General features: G+C 69.6%; 13 protein-coding genes, 1 tRNA gene and 1 pseudogene. 1 reads left to right on the top strand and 14 read right to left on the bottom strand.

The features are described 5' to 3' along the window. The first annotated feature begins 70 nt into the window (after window positions 1–70). Window positions 71–808, top strand: a complete 738-nt coding sequence (locus tag IPG65_RS03195; RefSeq protein ID WP_293187827.1) for an aspartate/glutamate racemase family protein — start codon at window positions 71–73, stop codon at window positions 806–808. Between the two features lie 182 nt (window positions 809–990). On the opposite strand, the gene IPG65_RS03190 is transcribed toward IPG65_RS03195, so the two are convergent. The 14 genes and pseudogenes from IPG65_RS03190 to hscA form a co-directional block, all read right to left on the bottom strand. Then, the gene (locus IPG65_RS03190; RefSeq protein ID WP_293187945.1) at window positions 991–3,018 is read right to left on the bottom strand and encodes an ATP-dependent DNA helicase; all 2,028 of its coding nucleotides are present in this window, start codon (window positions 3,016–3,018) and stop codon (window positions 991–993) included. A 71-nt stretch (window positions 3,019–3,089) separates the two neighbouring features. Beyond that, complete coding sequence (locus IPG65_RS03185) at window positions 3,090–3,296, bottom strand: YdcH family protein (protein ID WP_293187826.1); 207 nt, start codon at window positions 3,294–3,296, stop codon at window positions 3,090–3,092. A 94-nt stretch (window positions 3,297–3,390) separates the two neighbouring features. Next, the gene (locus tag IPG65_RS03180; RefSeq protein WP_293187825.1) at window positions 3,391–3,768 is read right to left on the bottom strand and encodes a hypothetical protein; all 378 of its coding nucleotides are present in this window, start codon (window positions 3,766–3,768) and stop codon (window positions 3,391–3,393) included. Further along, window positions 3,765–4,865, bottom strand: a complete 1,101-nt coding sequence (zapE, locus tag IPG65_RS03175; protein ID WP_293187824.1) for a cell division protein ZapE — start codon at window positions 4,863–4,865, stop codon at window positions 3,765–3,767. Before zapE ends, IPG65_RS03180 begins: the two co-directional genes overlap by 4 nt. Window positions 4,866–4,951: 86 nt before the next feature. Further along, entirely contained in the window at window positions 4,952–6,382 is a 1,431-nt protein-coding gene (gene lpdA / locus IPG65_RS03170; RefSeq protein WP_293187823.1) for a dihydrolipoyl dehydrogenase, read from the bottom strand. 73 nt (window positions 6,383–6,455) lie between these two features. After that, on the bottom strand, window positions 6,456–7,724 hold the full coding sequence (gene odhB, locus IPG65_RS03165; protein ID WP_293187822.1) for a 2-oxoglutarate dehydrogenase complex dihydrolipoyllysine-residue succinyltransferase: 1,269 nt from the start codon (window positions 7,722–7,724) through the stop codon (window positions 6,456–6,458). A 94-nt stretch (window positions 7,725–7,818) separates the two neighbouring features. Further along, entirely contained in the window at window positions 7,819–10,692 is a 2,874-nt protein-coding gene (locus IPG65_RS03160) for a 2-oxoglutarate dehydrogenase E1 component (RefSeq protein WP_293187821.1), read from the bottom strand. 203 nt (window positions 10,693–10,895) lie between these two features. Then, window positions 10,896–12,798, bottom strand: a pseudogene (locus tag IPG65_RS03155) (propionate--CoA ligase). A 181-nt stretch (window positions 12,799–12,979) separates the two neighbouring features. Next, window positions 12,980–13,399 carry a polyhydroxyalkanoate granule-associated phasin gene (locus IPG65_RS03150; protein ID WP_293187820.1) on the bottom strand — a complete coding sequence of 140 codons (420 nt, stop codon included), beginning with the start codon at window positions 13,397–13,399 and terminating at the stop codon, window positions 12,980–12,982. 111 nt (window positions 13,400–13,510) lie between these two features. After that, the gene (locus IPG65_RS03145) at window positions 13,511–14,110 is read right to left on the bottom strand and encodes an isochorismatase family protein (protein ID WP_293187819.1); all 600 of its coding nucleotides are present in this window, start codon (window positions 14,108–14,110) and stop codon (window positions 13,511–13,513) included. Between the two features lie 83 nt (window positions 14,111–14,193). After that, window positions 14,194–14,268: transfer RNA gene (locus IPG65_RS03140), tRNA-Val, on the bottom strand. A gap of 31 nt (window positions 14,269–14,299) precedes the next feature. Next, window positions 14,300–15,028: a DNA polymerase III subunit epsilon gene (dnaQ, locus tag IPG65_RS03135; protein ID WP_293187944.1), complete on the bottom strand. Its 729-nt coding sequence runs from the start codon at window positions 15,026–15,028 to the stop codon at window positions 14,300–14,302. Further along, entirely contained in the window at window positions 15,025–15,363 is a 339-nt protein-coding gene (fdx, locus tag IPG65_RS03130; RefSeq protein ID WP_293187818.1) for an ISC system 2Fe-2S type ferredoxin, read from the bottom strand. The genes dnaQ and fdx overlap by 4 nt, the downstream gene beginning before the upstream one ends. Window positions 15,364–15,365: 2 nt before the next feature. Next, a complete protein-coding gene (hscA, locus tag IPG65_RS03125; RefSeq protein WP_293187817.1) occupies window positions 15,366–17,225 on the bottom strand; it encodes a Fe-S protein assembly chaperone HscA in 1,860 nt (619 codons plus the stop codon). Between the last annotated feature and the right edge of the window lie 8 nt (window positions 17,226–17,233).

Below are 17,233 nucleotides of genomic sequence, written 5' to 3'. Positions count from 1 at the left end.
AGAAGACAATTCAAGTATTTTTTGAAGACAATCCAAGTTGTCGCCATTGAACGAGCCCGGAACACCAGCAATGCGCATCAAGGTCATCAACCCCAACACCAGCCAGTCCATGACCGGGCTGATCCGCGTCGCGGCGCAGGCCGTCGCGTGGCCAGGCACCGTGATCGAGGCCGTCTGCCCGCGGCACGGCCCGGCGTCGATCGAAGGGCATTACGACGAGGCGCTGGCCTGCGTCGGCCTGCTCGAAGAAGTTCGCCGTGGCGAGCTGGAGGGCGTGGATGCCTATGTCATCGCCTGCTTCGGCGACCCGGGCCTGGACGCCGCGCGGGAGTTGGCCCGCGGCCCGGTGATCGGCATCGCCGAAGCGGCCATGCGCAGCGCCAGCTACCTGGCCACCGGGTTCTCGGTCGTCACGACGCTCAAACGCACCAACGTGATCACCCAGCACCTGGTCGACAAGTACGGCGTGCGCCGCCACTGCCGGCGCGTACGCGCCACCGAGATCGCGGTGCTCGATCTGGAGAACCCGGCCACCGATGCCTACCGCACGATCCTGGCTGAATGCCGGCGTGCGCTGGCCGAGGACGATTGCGGCGCCATCGTGCTGGGCTGCGCCGGCATGGCCGATCTGTGCCAGCGGCTCGGCGACGAACTCGGCGTGCCGGTGATCGACGGCGTGGCCGCCGCCATCGTCACCGCCGAGGGACTGGTGCGCGCCCGGCTGGCCACCAGCAAGCGGGGCGACTATGCGCCGCCGCTGCCGAAGGCCTACGACGGCCTCGTGGCCGCGTTGGCGCCGGCAGGCTGAATCCAGGCGCGGTCACCCGACGCCCGGGAGCAGCCAGGTGCTGGACGGGCCCCCAACCACTTCTACTATCATAACGATAGCTTTTACCGCAGTATTGGCGCGGGCTATGGGCTGATTTTCCTTGAAATTCTAGCAACAAGCATTGCCACCGCTGACAACCCCGCCGACAGCGTCAAGGCCACCTACGGGTTCGGCGCGCTGGCGTCGGCGCACGACGGCGCCATGCTGTCCGGTGGGCCTGCCGCCAGCGCATTCAGCGCCGCGGCCCATGCCGGCTCGTCGAGCAGGCGGCGCATCGGCGGCAGGGCCGCCAGCAGGCGCCGGCCGTAGCCCATGGTGACCAGGCGGGTGTCGCAGATGACCAGCAGGCCGGTGTCGGTCTCGCGCCGGATCAGGCGCCCTGCCCCCTGCTTGAGCGCCACCGCCGCCTCGGGCACCGAATGGTCGGCGAAGGCGCTGCGTCCCTCGGCTTCGATGCGGCGGCAGCGCGCCTCCACCAGCGGGTCGCCCGGCGGCGGGAAGGGCAGTTTGTCGATCACCACCAGTTGCAGCGCCTCGCCCGGCATGTCCACGCCCTCCCAGAACGAGCTGGACGCGACCAGCACGCAGCCCGGCCGGCCCTGCGCGCCGCCCTCGCGGAAGCGCTCCATCAGCACGCGCTTGGGCAGCTCGCCCTGCGCCAGCACCTCGATGCCGGCGCCGGGGCCAAAGCGCTGCGACAGCGCCTCGGCGATGCCGCGCAGCGCCCGCAGCGTGGTGGTGAGCACCATCGTGCGCCCGCCCAGCCGCGCCGCCGCGTCGCCGGCCAGCCGCGCCACCTGGGCGCTGTGCGCCGGATCGCCGGGGCGCACGAGGTGCGCGGGCACATACAGCGCGGCCTGGCGCGTGTAGTCGAACGGGCTGCCGACGCGCAACACCTCGGCGTCCTGCAGGCCGCAGGGGCCGGTGAACCAGCTCAGCCGGTCGTCGTCGCCCAGGGTGGCGGAGACGAACACCCAGGCGCGCCCGCGCGCCTCCTGCCCGTCCTGCGGGTCGTCCGGCGTGGCCAGCAGGCGCGTGCGCACGGCCTCGGCGATGTCCAGCGGCGACTCGACCAGCCGCAGCGCCAGCCCGGCGTCGACCCAGCGCACCAGCGCCGGATCGCACGGGGCGGCGAAGCCCGCCGCGCGGGCGGCCAGCAGCGCCGCGCGCTCGTGCAGGCGCGGGAAGTCGGGGGCCAGCTCGCTCACGGTGTCCAGCGCCTCGGCGGCCTGCGCCAGCGCCTGGCCCACGCGCGCCAGGGCGGCCTGCCATTCATCGGCATCAACGCCTTCGGGCGCGCCGTCGATCCAGCGCAGGCGGGTGCCGCCGCGCACGCTGCCGGCCGCCAGCCGCAACTGGCGCGCCGCCATCTCCACGCCGCCGGCCAGTGCCGTCCAGTCCACCAGCCCGCGCGCGTGCCGCAGCCCGGTGGCCAGCAGGTCGCGCGCCAGGTCGAGCAACTGGCCGGTGCCGAGTTGCCGGCCGAGGAACTGGATGCCTGTCTCGTTGAGCTGGTGCGCCTCGTCGAAGACCACCACGCGCGCCGTGGGCAGCAGCTCGGCCATGCCCGATTCGCGGATCGCCAGGTCGGCGAAGAACAGGTGGTGGTTGATGACCACCACGTCGGCCGCCATCGCCTCGCGCCGCGCCAGGTTGACGTGGCAGGCGCGGAACTTGGGGCAGTCGGCGCCCAGGCAGTTCTCGCGGGAGGAGGTGACCAGCGGGATGACGGGCGAGCGCTCGTCCAGGCCCGGCAGCTCGGCCAGGTCGCCGGTGCGCGTGGTGGCCGCCCATCGCTCCACTTTCGATAGCGAATGGCGCAGTCTGGGCGCCGACTGATCGATGCTTTGGCCCGCAAAACCGAGCCGGTGCAAGCACACGTAGCTGCCGCGCCCCTTGAGCAGCGCCATGCGCACCGGCAGGCCCAGCGCCTGCGCCAGCCGGGGCAGGTCGCGCCCGAAGAGCTGGTCCTGCAGCGCCTTGGTGGCGGTGGACAGCAGCACCCGCTCGCCCGACAGCAGCGCGGGCACGAGATAGGCGAAGGTCTTGCCCACCCCGGTGGCGGCCTCGGCCACCAGCACGCCGCCCTGCTCCAGCACGCGCGCCACGGCCAGCGCCAGGCGCGTCTGCCCCTCGCGCGCGCGAAAGCCCTCGGCCGCGCGGACCAGCGGGCCGTGGGGCTCGAACATCGCCTGCACGGCCTGCTGCAGGGACGTGGGCAGGCCGGTCCCGGGGCTCTCCACGGCGCGTGGTTCGCCGCTCATGCCGGCTCTTTGGGGTCCAGCGCCGCCTCCAGCCGCGCGATGGCGTCGCGCAGGGCCAGGCGCCGCTTCTTCAGGCGCTGCAGCATCAATTGATCGGCGGGCGGGGGCTCGTGGACGAGGCGGTCGATCCAGGCGTCGAGGTCGGCGTGCTCGATGCACAGCTCGATCAGCCGGCGATCGGGCGAATGCAGGTTGGATGTCACGTTCGGCGAGGGGAAGCGGGCGGCGGCGTGGTCACTTCGCTCGATGATACGGCGTCACCAGCCAGCGGCTGCCATGGACACGCGCGGCCGGCGTTCAGTCGGCGGCCTTCCGCTTGCCCTCGAGCTGGCGGCGGCGCGCCTCGGTGCGGCGCTGGCGCTCCAGCTCGTTCAGCGCCAGGTCCTGCGCGCGCAATTCATCGGCCGCGGCACGGCGCCGCGCGCGCGCCTCGCGCACGCAGTCGTTGACGGCAAAGCGCCGCCAGCAGGCGGATTCGTCGTCCTGGAAGCGCTGCTGCACGCCGGCGCGCGCGCTGGCGAGGCGCGCGCGCTCGGCCTGCAGCCACGGCTCGAACTGCGCGTCGGCGGTTGGCGGGACCAGCGCCGGCGGCACGGTGACCGCATCGGACACGGGTACCCGCGCGCACGCCGTGACGAGCGCCAGCGCCGAAAGAAGGACAGGCAGGCTTCTCATGTGATGTGGGTATCGACGGTGCGGTGTTCCTGCGCCAGGTACTCGGCCGACTGCATCTCGTTCAGGCGCGAAACGGTGCGGGGAAACTCGTGCGCCAGCGGCCCTTCGGTGTAGAGCAGCTCGGGCGCCACCTCGGCCGACAGGATGAACTTGACGCGCCGGTCGTACAGCACGTCCACCAGCCAGGTAAAGCGCCGCGCCTCGGAGGCCATGCGCACCGGCATGTGCGGTACGCCGGACAGCAGCACGGTGTGGAACTGGCTGGCGATCTCCAGGTAGTCGTTCTGCGAGCGCGGTCCGCCGCACAGCGTGCGGAAGTCGAACCACACGACGCCGCCGGCGCGGCGCCGGGCGCGGATCTGGCGCGCCTCGATGTGCAGCGTGGGATCCTCGTCGGGCGAGGCCACCAGTTGGCTGAACGCGGCGTCCATCGCGGCGTCGGCCTCGAGGCCCAGGGGCGTGTGGTAGAGCCGCACCTGCTGCAGCGTGCGGTGGCGGTAGTCGGTGCCGTTGTCGACGCTGAGGACCTCCATGCGCGCGTTCAGCAGCGCGATGGCGGGCAGGATGCGGTCGCGGTGCAGGCCGTCGGGGTACAGGCCGTCGGGCTTGAAGTTCGACGTGGTGACGAAACCCACGCCGTTGTCGAACAGCGCCGCCAGCAGGCGATGCAGGATCATGGCGTCGGTGATGTCGGCGACGTGGAACTCGTCGAAGCAGATCAGCTTGAACCGCGCCGCCATGCGCCGGCCCAGCTCGTCCAGCGGGTTGACGGTGCCCTGCAGGCCGGCCAGCTCGCGGTGCACCTCGCGCATGAATTCGTGAAAGTGCAGCCGCGTCTTGCGCCGGATCGGCACGGCGTTGAAGAAGCAGTCCATCAGGAAGCTCTTGCCCCGCCCGACGCCGCCGTGCATGTACACGCCCTTGGGGACGTCGGGGCGGTTGAAGATCTTCTTGAGGGCGTTGGAGCGCTGGATCTTGTACGCGGCCCAGTCGTCGGCGCAGCGCTGCAGCGCCTCGACGGCGCGCAGCTGCGCCGGGTCGCTCTGGTAGCCGCGCGCTGCCAGCTCGGCCTCGTAGGTGGCGCGCACGCTGGTCATGCGACAGCTTCGATTACTATTATTTTCATAGCTAATGGCGCAATACCCGTGCAGGTCAGCGCCTATTTTTGCTTGAAAACCGCCGGTCAGAAGTTCAGCGTGCGCTTGTCCACCGCCAACGCGGCTTCCTTGGTCGCCTCGGACAGCGAGGGGTGGGCGTGGCAGATGCGCGCGATGTCCTCGCTGCTGGCCTTGAACTCCATCGCCACCACGGCCTCGGCGATCAGCTCGCTGGCCATCGGGCCGACGATGTGCACGCTCAGGATCTCGTCCGTGGCCGCGTCGGCCAGCATCTTGACCATGCCGGTGGTGTCGCCCAGCGCGCGCGCGCGGCCATTGGCCAGGAAGGGGAAGGTGCCAGCCTTGTACTTCACGCCATCGGCTTTGAGCTGCTGCTCGGTGCGGCCGACCCACGCGATCTCGGGGCTGGTGTAGATCACCCACGGGATGGTGTTGAAGTTGACGTGCCCGTGCTGGCCGGCGATGCGCTCGGCCACCGCCACGCCCTCCTCCTCGGCCTTGTGCGCCAGCATCGGGCCACGCACCACGTCGCCGACGGCCCACACGCCCGGCAGGTTGGTCTTGCACTCGTCATCCACCACGATGGCGCCGCGCTCGTCGAGCTTCAGGCCCACGGCCTCGGGGTTCAGGCCGATGGTGTTGGGCACGCGGCCGATGGAGACGATGAGCTTGTCCACCTCCAGCGTCTGGTCCTCGCCCTTGGCATTGGTCCAGGCGATGGAGACGCCCTTCTTGGACGGCTTGATCTCGCCCACCTTGACGCCCAGCTCGATCTTCAGGCCCTGCTTGTCGAAGGCCTTCTTGGCCTCCTTGGCGATCTGCTCGTCCACCGCGCCCAGGAAGGTGGGCAGGGCTTCGAGCACCGTCACTTCAGCGCCCAGGCGGCGCCACACGCTGCCCATCTCCAGGCCGATCACGCCAGAGCCGATCAGCGCCAGCTTCTTCGGCACGGCGCCGATGCGCAGCGCGCCGTCGTTGCTGAGGACGTTCTCTTCGTCAAAAGGCACGCCCGGCAGCGCGCGCGCGTTCGAGCCGGTGGCGACGATGATCTGCTGGCCCACGAGGGTGTCCTCGGCGCTGCCGGCCACCGTGATCTCGTAGCCGCCCTGGACGGCGCGCGCGAACGCGCCGCGGCCATGGAAGAACGTGACCTTGTTCTTCTTGAACAGGTACAGGATGCCGTCGTTGTTCTGCTTGACCACCGCGTCCTTGCGGCCGACGAGCTTGGCCAGGTCCAGCCCGAGGCCCTTGACGGTGATGCCGTGCTCGCCGAAGTGCTTGGCGGCGTGCTCGTAGTGCTCCGAGCTTTGCAGCAGCGCCTTGGAGGGGATGCAGCCCACGTTGGTGCAGGTGCCGCCGGGCGCGGGGCCACCCTGGGCGTTCTTCCACTCGTCGATGCAGGCGACGGTGTAGCCCAGTTGCGCGGCGCGGATGGCGGCGACGTAGCCGCCGGGGCCGCCGCCGATGACGATGACGTCGAATTGCTTGTTGCTCATGATGGATCGTTTCGAACCGGGCGAAGCCCGCCACAAGGACACGGCCCCACGAAGGGGGCCGTGTTTTTTCCGTTTAAATGTCGAACAGCAGGCGCGACGGATCCTCCAGCGCCTCCTTCATGGCCACCAGCCCCAGCACGGCCTCGCGGCCGTCGATGATGCGGTGGTCGTAGCTCATCGCCAGGTAGTTCATCGGGCGCACCACGACCTGGCCGTTCTCGACCATGGCGCGGTCCTTGGTGGCGTGCACGCCCAGAATGGCCGACTGCGGCGGGTTGATGATGGGCGTGGACATCATGGAGCCGAACACGCCGCCGTTGCTGATGGAGAAGGTGCCGCCGGTCATCTCCTCGATGCCCAGCTTGCCGTCGCGCGCCTTGGCGCCGAATTCGGCGATCTTCTTCTCGATGTCGGCGAAGCTCATTTGGTCGGCGTTGCGCAGGATCGGCACCACCAGCCCGCGCGGCGAGCCGACGGCGATGCCGACGTCGAAGTAGCCGTGGTAGACGATGTCGTTGCCATCGACCGAGGCGTTGAGCACCGGGAACTTCTTGAGCGCGTGCACGGCGGCCTTCACGAAGAAGCTCATGAAGCCGATCTTGACGCCGTGCTCCTTCTCGAACTTGTCCTGGAAGCGCTTGCGCATGTCCATCACCGGCTGCATGTTCACTTCGTTGAACGTGGTCAGGATGGCGTTGGTGGCCTGCGACTGCAGCAGGCGCTCGGCCACGCGGGCACGCAGGCGCGTCATGGGCACGCGCTGCTCAGGCCGGTCGCCCAGGTGGGGGACGGCGGGGCCGGCCACCTGCGGCAGGCTGGCGGCGGGCACGCCGGTGGGGATCTGGGCAGCCTTTTGGCCTCCAGTCCCCGCCGATGCTGCGCCAGATGCTCCTGATTGAATAGCACCCAGCACATCGCCCTTGGTCACTCGGCCGTCCTTGCCGGTGCCGGACACCGAGCCCGCGCCAAGGTTGTTGTCGGCCATCAGCTTGGCGGCGGCCGGCATGGCGATGCCGGACTTGTCGCCACCCGCGGGCGCCGCGGCGGCTGCAGGTGCGGCGGCGGCGGGGGCCGCGGCCGGCGCGGCAGTCCCGGCGACGGCGGCGGTGTCGATGCGGGCCAGCAGCTGGTCGGCCACCACGGTGGCGCCGTCGGCCTCGACGATCTCGGTCAGCACGCCGGCGGCGGGCGCGGGCACCTCCAGCACGACCTTGTCGGTTTCGACCTCGATCAGTATTTCATCGGCCTTGACGGCCTCGCCCGGCTGCTTTTTCCACTGCAGCAGCGTGGCCTCGGCCACGGATTCGGACAGTTGGGGGACTTTGACTTCGACGATAGCCATTTCGTTGTTTCCTGGTTCTTATGGGTGCGGTGAGACGCCCGGACGCTCGACGTGCTTCATGCTCGACGCCGAATGCCCAGGGCCCGGTGCGTGTTCACTTGTTCAGCACGAAGCCCTTGAGCCGCCCGAACGCCGCATCGACCAGCGCCTTCTGCTGCTCTTGGTGCAGATGCGCGTAGCCGGCGGCGGGCGAGGCCGACGCGGCGCGGCCGGCGTAGCCCAGCTTCTGGCCCGCGAGCATGTTCTCGTGCACGTAGTGCTGCACGAAGAACCAGGCGCCCTGGTTCTGCGGCTCGTCCTGGCACCACACGATATCGGTCGCGTTGGGGTACTTCTTGATCTCGGCCCCGAAGGCCTTGTGCGGGAAGGGGTAGAGCTGCTCGACGCGGATGATGGCCACATCGTCAGCGCCCTTGCTTTCGCGCCTCTTGACCAGGTCGTAATACACCTTGCCGGAGCAGGCGATGATGCGCTTGACTTTGTCGGCCTTGAGTTCGCCCCGGTCGGTGATGACGGTCTGGAAGCCGCCCTTGGTGAACTCGGACAGCGGCGAAGTGGCGTCCTTGTTGCGCAGCAGGCTCTTGGGCGTCATGATGACCAGCGGCTTGCGCAGCGGGCGGATCATCTGGCGGCGCAGCACGTGGAAGATCTGGCTGGCGGTGGTGGGCTGCACGATCTGCATGTTGGTGTCGGCGGCGAGTTGCATGAAGCGCTCCAGGCGCGCCGAGCTGTGCTCCGGCCCTTGCCCCTCGTAGCCGTGCGGCAGCATCAGCGTGAGGCCGTTGACGCGGCCCCACTTGACCTCGCCCGAGGCGATGAACTGGTCGATCAGCACCTGCGCGCCGTTGACGAAGTCGCCGAACTGAGCCTCCCAGATCACCAGCGTGTTGGGATCGTTGGAGGCGTAGCCGTACTCGAAGCCCAGCACCGCCTCCTCGGACAGGATGGAGTCGATGACGACGAAGGGCGCCTGATTGTCGGCGACGTTCTGCAGCGGGATGTAGATGCCCTCGTCAAACTTCTCGCGCTTCTGGTCGTGCAGCACGGCATGGCGGTGCACGAAGGTGCCGCGGCCGCAGTCCTCGCCCGACAGGCGCACCGGGTAGCCGCTGGCCACCAGCGAGGCGAAGGCCATGTGCTCGCCCATGCCCCAATCGACGTTGACCTCGCCGCGACCCATGGCGGCGCGGTCCTCCAGCACCTTCTTCACCAGGTTGTGGACGGTGAAGCCCTCGGGCACGGTGGTGATGCGCTCGGCCAGGCGCTTCCACTCGGTCATCGGGATGGCGGTCTCGGCGGCGTCGGTCCACTTGGTGTGCAGGAAAGGCTGCCAATCGACGGCGTACTTGCTCTTGAAGTTGGTCAGCACCGGATCGACGGTGTGGCGGCCGGCGTCCATGGCGGCGCGGTAGGCGGCGACCATGCCGTCGGGCCCGTCGTCGGCCAGCAGCTTCTGGGTGATCAGCCTGTCGCCGTAGAGCTTGCGCGTGCCGGGGTGCTGGCCGATCTTCCTGTACATCAGCGGCTGCGTCAGCATGGGCGTGTCCTGCTCGTTGTGGCCGAGCTTTCGGAAGCACACGATGTCGACCACCACGTCCTGGTTGAACTCCTGGCGGTACTCCAGCGCCAGTTGCGTGCACAGCACCACGGCCTCGGGGTCGTCGCCGTTCACGTGCAGCACGGGCGCCTCGATCATCTTGACGATGTCGGTGCAGTACAGCGTGGAGCGGCTGTCACGCGGGTCGCTGGTGGTGAAGCCGATCTGGTTGTTGATGACGATGTGCACCGTGCCGCCGGTGTAGTAGCCGCGCGTCTGCGCCAACGCCAGCGTCTCCATCACCACGCCCTGTCCGGCGAAGGCCGCGTCGCCGTGCACCTGCACGGGCAGCACGGTGTCGCCCTCGGCGTCGCCGCGGCGGTCCAGGCGGGCGCGTACGCTGCCCTCGACCACCGGGTTGACGATTTCCAGGTGCGAGGGATTGAACGCCAACGTCAGGTGCACCGGGCCGCCGGGCGTGGCCACGTCGCTGGAGAAGCCCTGGTGGTACTTCACGTCGCCGGAGGCCAGTTCTTCCGGCGCCGTGTGGTCGAACTCGGCGAACAGCATCGAGGGCATCTTGCCCAGCGTGTTGACCAGCACGTTCAGGCGGCCGCGGTGGGCCATGCCAATCACGATCTCCTGCACGCCCGCCTTGCCGGCCTGGGTGACGAGTTCGTCCATGGCGACGATGAAGCTCTCGCCGCCTTCGAGCGAGAAGCGCTTCTGGCCGACGTACTTGGTGTGCAGGAAGCGCTCCAGCCCTTCGGCGGCGGTCAGGCGCCCCAGGATGTGGGTCTTCTCCTCGGCGTTCAACTGCGGCTTGGCGCGCACACTCTCCAGCTTCTGCTGCCACCAGCGCTTCTGGCCCTGGTCGGTGATGTACATGTACTCGGTGCCGATGGTGCCACAGTAGGTCTCGCGCAGCGCGTTGACCAGTTCGCGCAGCGACATGGCCTCCTTGCCGAAGAAGGTGTTGCTGGTGTTGAACACCGTCTCCATGTCCGCATCGGTGAAGCCGTAGAACGAGGGTTCCAGCTCGGGGATGGAGGGGCGCTCGGTGCGCTTGAGCGGATCGAGGTCGGCCCAGCGGGCGCCGACGTTGCGGTAGGCCGCGATCAGCTGCTGGACGGAGGTGCGCTTGCGCCCCAGGTCGGAGTCGGCGCTGGTGGCACCCACGACCCGGGTGCCGCCCTGCTTGGCGCGCTCGGCAAAGGCGTTGATGACCGGCAGGTGCGGCACGTCGCGGGCGCTGCCGCCATCGGCGGCCGGCACGTGCTGCAGGGCGTCGAAGTAGTCCCGCCAGGAGTCGGGCACGCTGCCCGGGTTGGCCAGGTAGTTCTCGTACATCTCCTCGACGTACGGCGCATTGCCGCCGAAGAGGTAGGTGTTCCCCTGGTAGGTTTGGTATACGGACTTTGTCTCACTCATTGTTGCGCTGACCTTCACACCCCTTGAGGGTGCTCAAGATGGTAAAGAAACCTTCCGCGTCACGGCTGAACCGGATGGCGGACGCGACTGGCTAGGAAGGGCCGGGGGTACTTCGCAAAGCTTGGATTCTGCCACCGAACGGTGCGGGCGACGCGTCGCGTCAGGGCGCCCGCACCCGCAGCGGGCATCCGCGCCGGCGCGCATCAGGCCTGGCCGGCCACGATGTCCTTGATCTGCTGCAGTGCCGTCGGGTCTTCCATCGTGGTCAGGTCGCCCGGATCGCGCCCCTCGCACACCGCCTGTACGGCCCGGCGCAGCAGCTTGCCCGAGCGCGTTTTGGGCAGCAAGTGGACGAAGCGCACGCGCGCCGGGCGCGCCACGGCGCCCAGCGACGCATCCGCGGCCTTCATCACCTCGCCCTCCAGCCTGAGCAGGGCCGGGCCGTCGCCCAGCAAGCCGGCGTCCCGGAGCACGGCGAAGGCCATCGCCACCTGCCCCTTGAGCTGATCGGCCACGCCCACCACCGCCACCTCGGATGGCGGGGTGGCCGGCGATGGCCTCTTCGATCTCGCGCGTGCCCAGGCGGTGGCCGGCGACGTTGATGACGTCGTCGGTGCGCCCCAGGATGAAGTAGTAGCCGTCGGCGTCGCGGATGCCCCAGTCGAAGGTGCTGTAGACCTGCCGGCCCGGCACGCTGGACCAGTAGGTGTCCACGAAGCGCGCGTCGTCGCGCCAGACGGTCTGCATGCAGCCGGGCGGCAGCGGGCCCTCGATGGCGACCACGCCCTTCTGGCCCGGGCCGGTCAGCTCGGCGCCGGTCTGGTCGTCCAGCAGCTTGACGTCGTAGCCGTACACCGCCTTGCCGGGCGAGCCGAATCTGGACGCCTGCTTCTCGACGCCGTTGCAGACGGTGAGGATCGGCCAGCCGGTCTCGGTCTGCCAGTAGTTGTCGATGATGGGCTTGCCCTTCAGGCCCTCGCTGATCCACTGGGCCGTGGGCTCGTCCAGTGGCTCGCCGGCCAGGAACAGCGCGCGCAGGCTGGACAGGTCGTACCGGGTCAGGAAGGCCGGGTCCTGCTTCTTCAGCACCCGCACCGCAGTGGGCGCGCTGAACATCACGGTGACCTTGTACCTCTCGACCAGTTGCCACCAGATGCCGCCGTCGGGCCGCGTCGGCAGGCCCTCGTACAGGACGGTCGCCATGCCGGCGATCAGCGGGCCGTAGATGATGTAGCTGTGCCCCACCACCCAGCCGATGTCGCTGGTGGAAAAGAAGGTTTCGCCCGCCTGCCCGCGGAAGATGTGCTTCATCGACGCGGCCAGCGCCACCGCGTAGCCGCCCGTGTCGCGCTGCACGCCCTTGGGCTTGCCCGTGGTGCCGCTGGTGTAGAGCGTGTAGCTGGGATGCGTGGCATCGACCCAGGCGCAGGGCACCTGGGCCCGCAGGTGTTTCTCGCGCAGCGGCGCCCACAGGTGGTCGCGGCCGGCGGCCAGGTCCATCGGCACCAGGCCGCGGTCGACCAGCACCACGGCGCCGGGCTTGTGGCGGGACAGGCGGAGCGCCTCGCCCAGCAGCGGCTTGTAGGCCACGGCCTTGCCCCCGCGCGAGCCGGCGTCGGCACTGACGATGACCTTCGGCTCGGCATCCTCGATGCGGCTGGCCAGCGAGCCCGAGGCAAAGCCGCCGAACACCACCGAATGCAGCGCCCCGATGCGCGCGCAGGCCAGCATGGCGAAGCAGGCTTCGGCGATCATGGGCATGTAGATCAGCACGCGGTCGCCCTGCCCCACGCCCAGCTCCAGCAGCGCCGCCGCCATGCGCTGCACCTCGGCGTGCAGTTCACGGAAGCTGTACACGCGCTCCTGGTCGGTTTCGGTGGACACCCAGACCAGCGCCGACTGGTCGGCCCGCTCGCCCAGGTGCCGGTCCACGGCGTTGTGGCACAGGTTGGTGGTGCCGCCGGCGAACCAGCGTGCGAACGGCGGGTGGCTGTAGTCGCACACCACCTGCGGCGGCGTGTGCCAGTCGATCAGCCGGGCCTGCTCGGCCCAGAAGGCGTCGCGGTCCTCGATGGAACGGCGGTAGAACTCGGCGTAGCTCGTCATGCGGGTCTCCTCGGCCTCGTGCGGCGGCGAGCGCACGCCGGCCGCACCTCGCGACCCGCCTGGCCAGCCCGTCACCCGATTGCTGAATTTTTAATTATGGCGAGCGGGGACTTGCGCCAGGCTGACGCAGCGCAAGATCACCAAAGCAAACCGCCGCCGCGCTGCCCCGGCGCGCGCCGCGTCAGGGGCCCGAGCGATTCAGCCGGCGCGCATTGGCCACCGCGCGCCGGTGCACGGGCGCCATGCCGCGCGCCGTCATGTCCAGCACCGCGCCAGCCCACTGCCGGCCGGCGCCGAAGAAGAGCTGGCTGACCGCGGGCGGATTCATCCACCCGCCCGGCGCCATCTGCCACCAGGCGCGCCACCACCACAACATGAACTGCTGCTGCGCCGCGAACGCCTGCGACGACATGGCCAGCCACGACTCCTGGAACGCCGCCACCTTCTCGGCCCCCATGCGGTAGAACTCCTGCTGGTCGCGTGCGCCCGGCAGGGGGCCGGCGGCCATCATGCGGCCCACGCGGTGCGCGACGACCTGCGGCACCGCCGCCGCCAGCTCGCCGGTATGGCGCGACAGCCGCAGTTGCTTGGATGCGATCATGGTTGCGATTCCTTCATGCAGGTGTTTGCTATATTAATGAGAGCTTATGGCACAATGACCATGCGGGCCAGGGCACGAAATGATTCATGATCATGCCCTGGCGCCACCGGGTCACCTGACCAGCGCTTGCAGCGCCTTGAAGCGCGGGTGCTCGCAGTCGCGCAGCCATTCGAAGCCGACCATCTCGGTCGTCACCAGCTCGCAGCCCGCGCCGGCCAGCCGGTCGTAGGCGGCGTCGCGGTTGCGCTCGGTGCGCGAGCCGCAGGCGTCGGTCACCACGCACACGTCCCACTCGGCCTCCAGCAGCATCAGCGCGGTCTGCAGCAGGCACACGTGCGCCTCGCAGCCAGCGATGACGACCGTGCCGCGCGCCGGCTCGGCCGCGGCCGGGGCGCGCAGATGCTTGGGCAGGCTGCGCACGTTGCCGCGCGGCGCGGCAACGGGTGGCGCCAGCAGCGGCTGCAGTTCCTCGGCGCCGCTGAACGCCATCTTGGGCACGATGCGGTCGCACAGCGCCGCCAGGCTCTCGTCGGTGCCGCCCAATTTTTCGGGGTACTGTTCCGTGGCCCACACCGGCACCTGCATCAGCCGGGCCATCTGCGCCAGCCGGCGCGCGTTGGCCAGCACGGCCGGCGCGTCGTGGATGGCGGGCATCAGGCGTGCCTGGTAGTCGATCAGCACGAGTTGGCAATCGTCGGCGTCGAGCAGCATGGGTTTCCTTCGCGGCGGGCAGTCCGTGCGCCCCGCCAGAAAGCACAAAGGCCGCTGGAAGCGGCCTTGGGCGTTGGAATCGGTGGTGGGTGATGCAGGGTTTGAACCTGCGACCCCTGCCGTGTGAAGGCAGTGCTCTACCGCTGAGCTAATCACCCGCTTCGCCGAGGTCATCAGCGAAAGATGGAATTATATACCGGCCCGGCCCACCTCGTCCGGCGCGCGGCGCCACACGGTCTTGCCGCCGCTGGCCTTGTCGAGCTGCGCTAGCACCTCGTCGTGCGCGGCGGCCTCCTGCGCATTGGCGCACAGCACGGGCAGATCGAACCCGCTGAGGTCGATGCGCTGGGCGCCCTCGCCCGGGCCGCCGACGTCGCCCAGGTCGATCAGCAGCGCCTCCTGGCCGCGCGTGAGGTTGATGTAGACGTCGGCCAGCAGCTCGGCGTCGAGCAGCGCGCCGTGCAGCGTGCGGCCAGAGTTGTCCACGCCGAGGCGGTCGCACAGCGCGTCGAGCGAGTTGCGCTTGCCGGGGTAGAGCTCCTTGGCCATCGCCAAGGTGTCGGTCACGCCGCCGACGAAGGTGCGAAACGGGAGGTGGCCCAAGCGCTCCAGCTCCTTGTCGAGAAAGCCGACGTCGAAGGCGGCGTTGTGGATGATGATCTCGGCGCCTTCGAGGTAGCGCAGGATGTCGGCGGCCACCTCGGCGAACTTGGGCTTGTCGCGCAGGAACTCGTTGCTGATGCCGTGCACCTTGAGCGCGTCCTCGTGGCTGTCGCGCTCGGGGTTCAGGTAGAAGTGCAGGTTGTTGCCGGTCAGCTTGCGGTGCAGCAGCTCGACGCAGCCGATCTCGATGATGCGGTCGCCGCCTTCGGCCGACAGGCCCGTCGTCTCGGTGTCCAGGACGATCTGGCGCATCAGTGTTTTTCCTTGGCGTGGTTGATGGAGTAGCGCGGGATCTCGATCGTCAGATCGTCCTTGGCCACGATGGCCTGGCACGACAGGCGCGACTGCGGCTCCAGGCCCCAGGCGCGGTCGAGCAGGTCCTCCTCCTCCTCCTCGGGCTCCTCCAGCGAGTTGTAGCCCTGGCGCACGACGACGTGGCAGGTGGTGCAGGCGCGGCTCATCTCGCAGGCGTGCTCGATGGGGATGTCGTGGTCCAGCAGCGCCTCGCAGATCGAATCACCCACGCTGGCCTGGATCTCGGCGCCCCGCGGGCAGTACTCGGGGTGAGGAAGGATCTTGATGGTGGGCATGGTCAGAAGTTCTCGACGTTCTTGCCGGCCAGGGCCTTCTGGATGCCGGCGTTCATGCGCGCGGCGGCGAAGGCCTCGGTGCCATCGGCCAGGGCCTGGGTGGCCGCCTCGATCGCGGCCGCGTCCACGCTGTTGGCGGCGATGCCGCGCAGCGACAGCATCAGGGCCTCGATCTGGGCGTGCTCCCCGGGCGACAGCAGGGCGCCGTCGGCCTGCAGCGCGCTGTGCGTGGCCAGCAGCATGCGGTCGGCCTCGACCTTGGCCTCGGCCAGGGCGCGCGCCTTCACGTCGGCCTCGGCGGTGGTGAAGGATTCCTGCAGCATGCGGGCGATCTGCTCATCGCTGAGGCCGTAGGAGGGCTTGACGTCGATCCGCGCCTCCACGCCGCTGCCCTGCTCGCGCGCGGCGACGTGCAGCAGCCCGTCGGCATCGACAGTGAAGGTGACGCGGATGCGCGCCGCGCCCGCCGCCATGGGCGGGATGCCGCGCAGCTCGAAGCGCGCCAGGCTGCGGCAGTCCTGCACCAGGTCGCGCTCGCCCTGCACCACGTGCAGCGCCAGGGCGGTCTGGCCGTCCTGGTAGGTGGTGAAGTCCTGCGCCATCGCGGTGGGGATGGTCTGGTTGCGCGGCACGATGCGCTCGACCAGCCCGCCCATGGTCTCCAACCCCAGCGACAGCGGGATCACGTCCAGCAGCAGCAGGTCGCCCGCCGGGTTGTTGCCAGCCAGTTGGTTGGCCTGGATGGCGGCGCCCAGGGCGACCACCTCGTCCGGGTTCAGGTCGGTGAGCGGCGCGCGCCCGAACAGATCGGCCACGGCGCGGCGGATGACAGGCATGCGGGTGGAGCCGCCGACCAGGACGACGCCCTGCACGTCCGCGGGCGCCAACCGGGCGTCGCGCAGCACGCGGCGCACGGCGGCCAGGCAGCGGGCGGTCAACTCGGCCGTGGCCTTCTCGAAATCGGCCTGTTTCAGGTCAAAAGTGATGGAAGCCCGCTCCAGCTCTGCGCTGAACGCTACTTTATCTGCAGCACTCAAGTGCTCCTTGGCGGCGCGCGCGGCGATGCGCAGCAGCGCCTTGTCGGTGGGGCTGACGGCCTGCGCACCGGTGCGCGCCAGCACCCAGTCGGCCAGCGCGCGGTCGTAGTCGTCGCCGCCCAGGGCCGAGTCGCCGCCGGTGGCGATGACCTCGAACACGCCCCGCGCCAGGCGCAGAATCGAGACGTCGAAGGTGCCCCCGCCGAGGTCGAACACGGCGTACACGCCCTCGCTGCCGTTGTCCAGCCCGTAGGCGATGGCGGCGGCCGTGGGCTCGTTGATGAGGCGCAGCACGTTCAGGCCGGCGAGCTGCGCCGCGTCCTTGGTGGCCTGGCGCTGCGCGTCGTCGAAGTACGCGGGCACGGTGATGACGGCGCCGTGCAGGTCGGCATCGAAGCTGTCCTCGGCGCGCTGGCGCAGCGTGGCCAGGATCTCGGCGCTGACCTCGACCGGCGACTTGGCGCCCTGCGCGGTCTGCACCGCCACCATGCCGGGCTGGTCGATCAGTTGGTAGGGCAAGTGGCCCTGCCCGGCGATGTCGGCCAGGCCGCGCCCCATCAGGCGCTTGGCCGAGGCGATGGTGTTCTCGGGGTCGCGCGCGGCGTGGGCCAGCGCGTCGTGGCCGATCTGGCGGCCGCCTTCGACCAGGTAGCGCACCACCGAAGGCAGCAGCACGCGCCCTTCGGCGTCGGGCAGGGATTCGGCCACGCCGTGGCGCACGGCGGCGACCAGCGAATGCGTGGTGCCCAGGTCGATGCCGACCGCCACGCGCCGCTGGTGCGGGTCGGGCGAGTGACCGGGTTCGGAGATTTGGAGCAGGGCCATGGGAGCTG

The sequence above is a fragment of the Ottowia sp. genome, assembly GCF_016703145.1.
GTDB lineage: Bacteria > Pseudomonadota > Gammaproteobacteria > Burkholderiales > Burkholderiaceae_C > Ottowia.
This window is presented reverse-complemented; position numbering and strand designations above follow the sequence as displayed.

Bases quoted from the DNA above. Each gene is read 5' to 3' on its own strand.
- IPG65_RS03195 (WP_293187827.1), top strand. From the start codon at position 71: ATGCGCATCAAGGTCATCAACCCCAACACCAGCCAGTCCATGACCGGG.
- IPG65_RS03190 (WP_293187945.1), bottom strand. From the start codon at position 3,018: ATGTTCGAGCCCCACGGCCCGCTGGTCCGCGCGGCCGAGGGCTTTCGC.
- IPG65_RS03180 (WP_293187825.1), bottom strand. From the start codon at position 3,768: ATGAGAAGCCTGCCTGTCCTTCTTTCGGCGCTGGCGCTCGTCACGGCG.
- zapE (WP_293187824.1), bottom strand. From the start codon at position 4,865: ATGACCAGCGTGCGCGCCACCTACGAGGCCGAGCTGGCAGCGCGCGGC.
- lpdA (WP_293187823.1), bottom strand. From the start codon at position 6,382: ATGAGCAACAAGCAATTCGACGTCATCGTCATCGGCGGCGGCCCCGGC.
- odhB (WP_293187822.1), bottom strand. From the start codon at position 7,724: ATGGCTATCGTCGAAGTCAAAGTCCCCCAACTGTCCGAATCCGTGGCC.
- IPG65_RS03160 (WP_293187821.1), bottom strand. From the start codon at position 10,692: ATGAGTGAGACAAAGTCCGTATACCAAACCTACCAGGGGAACACCTAC.
- IPG65_RS03150 (WP_293187820.1), bottom strand. From the start codon at position 13,399: ATGATCGCATCCAAGCAACTGCGGCTGTCGCGCCATACCGGCGAGCTG.
- IPG65_RS03145 (WP_293187819.1), bottom strand. From the start codon at position 14,110: ATGCTGCTCGACGCCGACGATTGCCAACTCGTGCTGATCGACTACCAG.
- fdx (WP_293187818.1), bottom strand. From the start codon at position 15,363: ATGCCCACCATCAAGATCCTTCCTCACCCCGAGTACTGCCCGCGGGGC.
- hscA (WP_293187817.1), bottom strand. From the start codon at position 17,225: ATGGCCCTGCTCCAAATCTCCGAACCCGGTCACTCGCCCGACCCGCAC.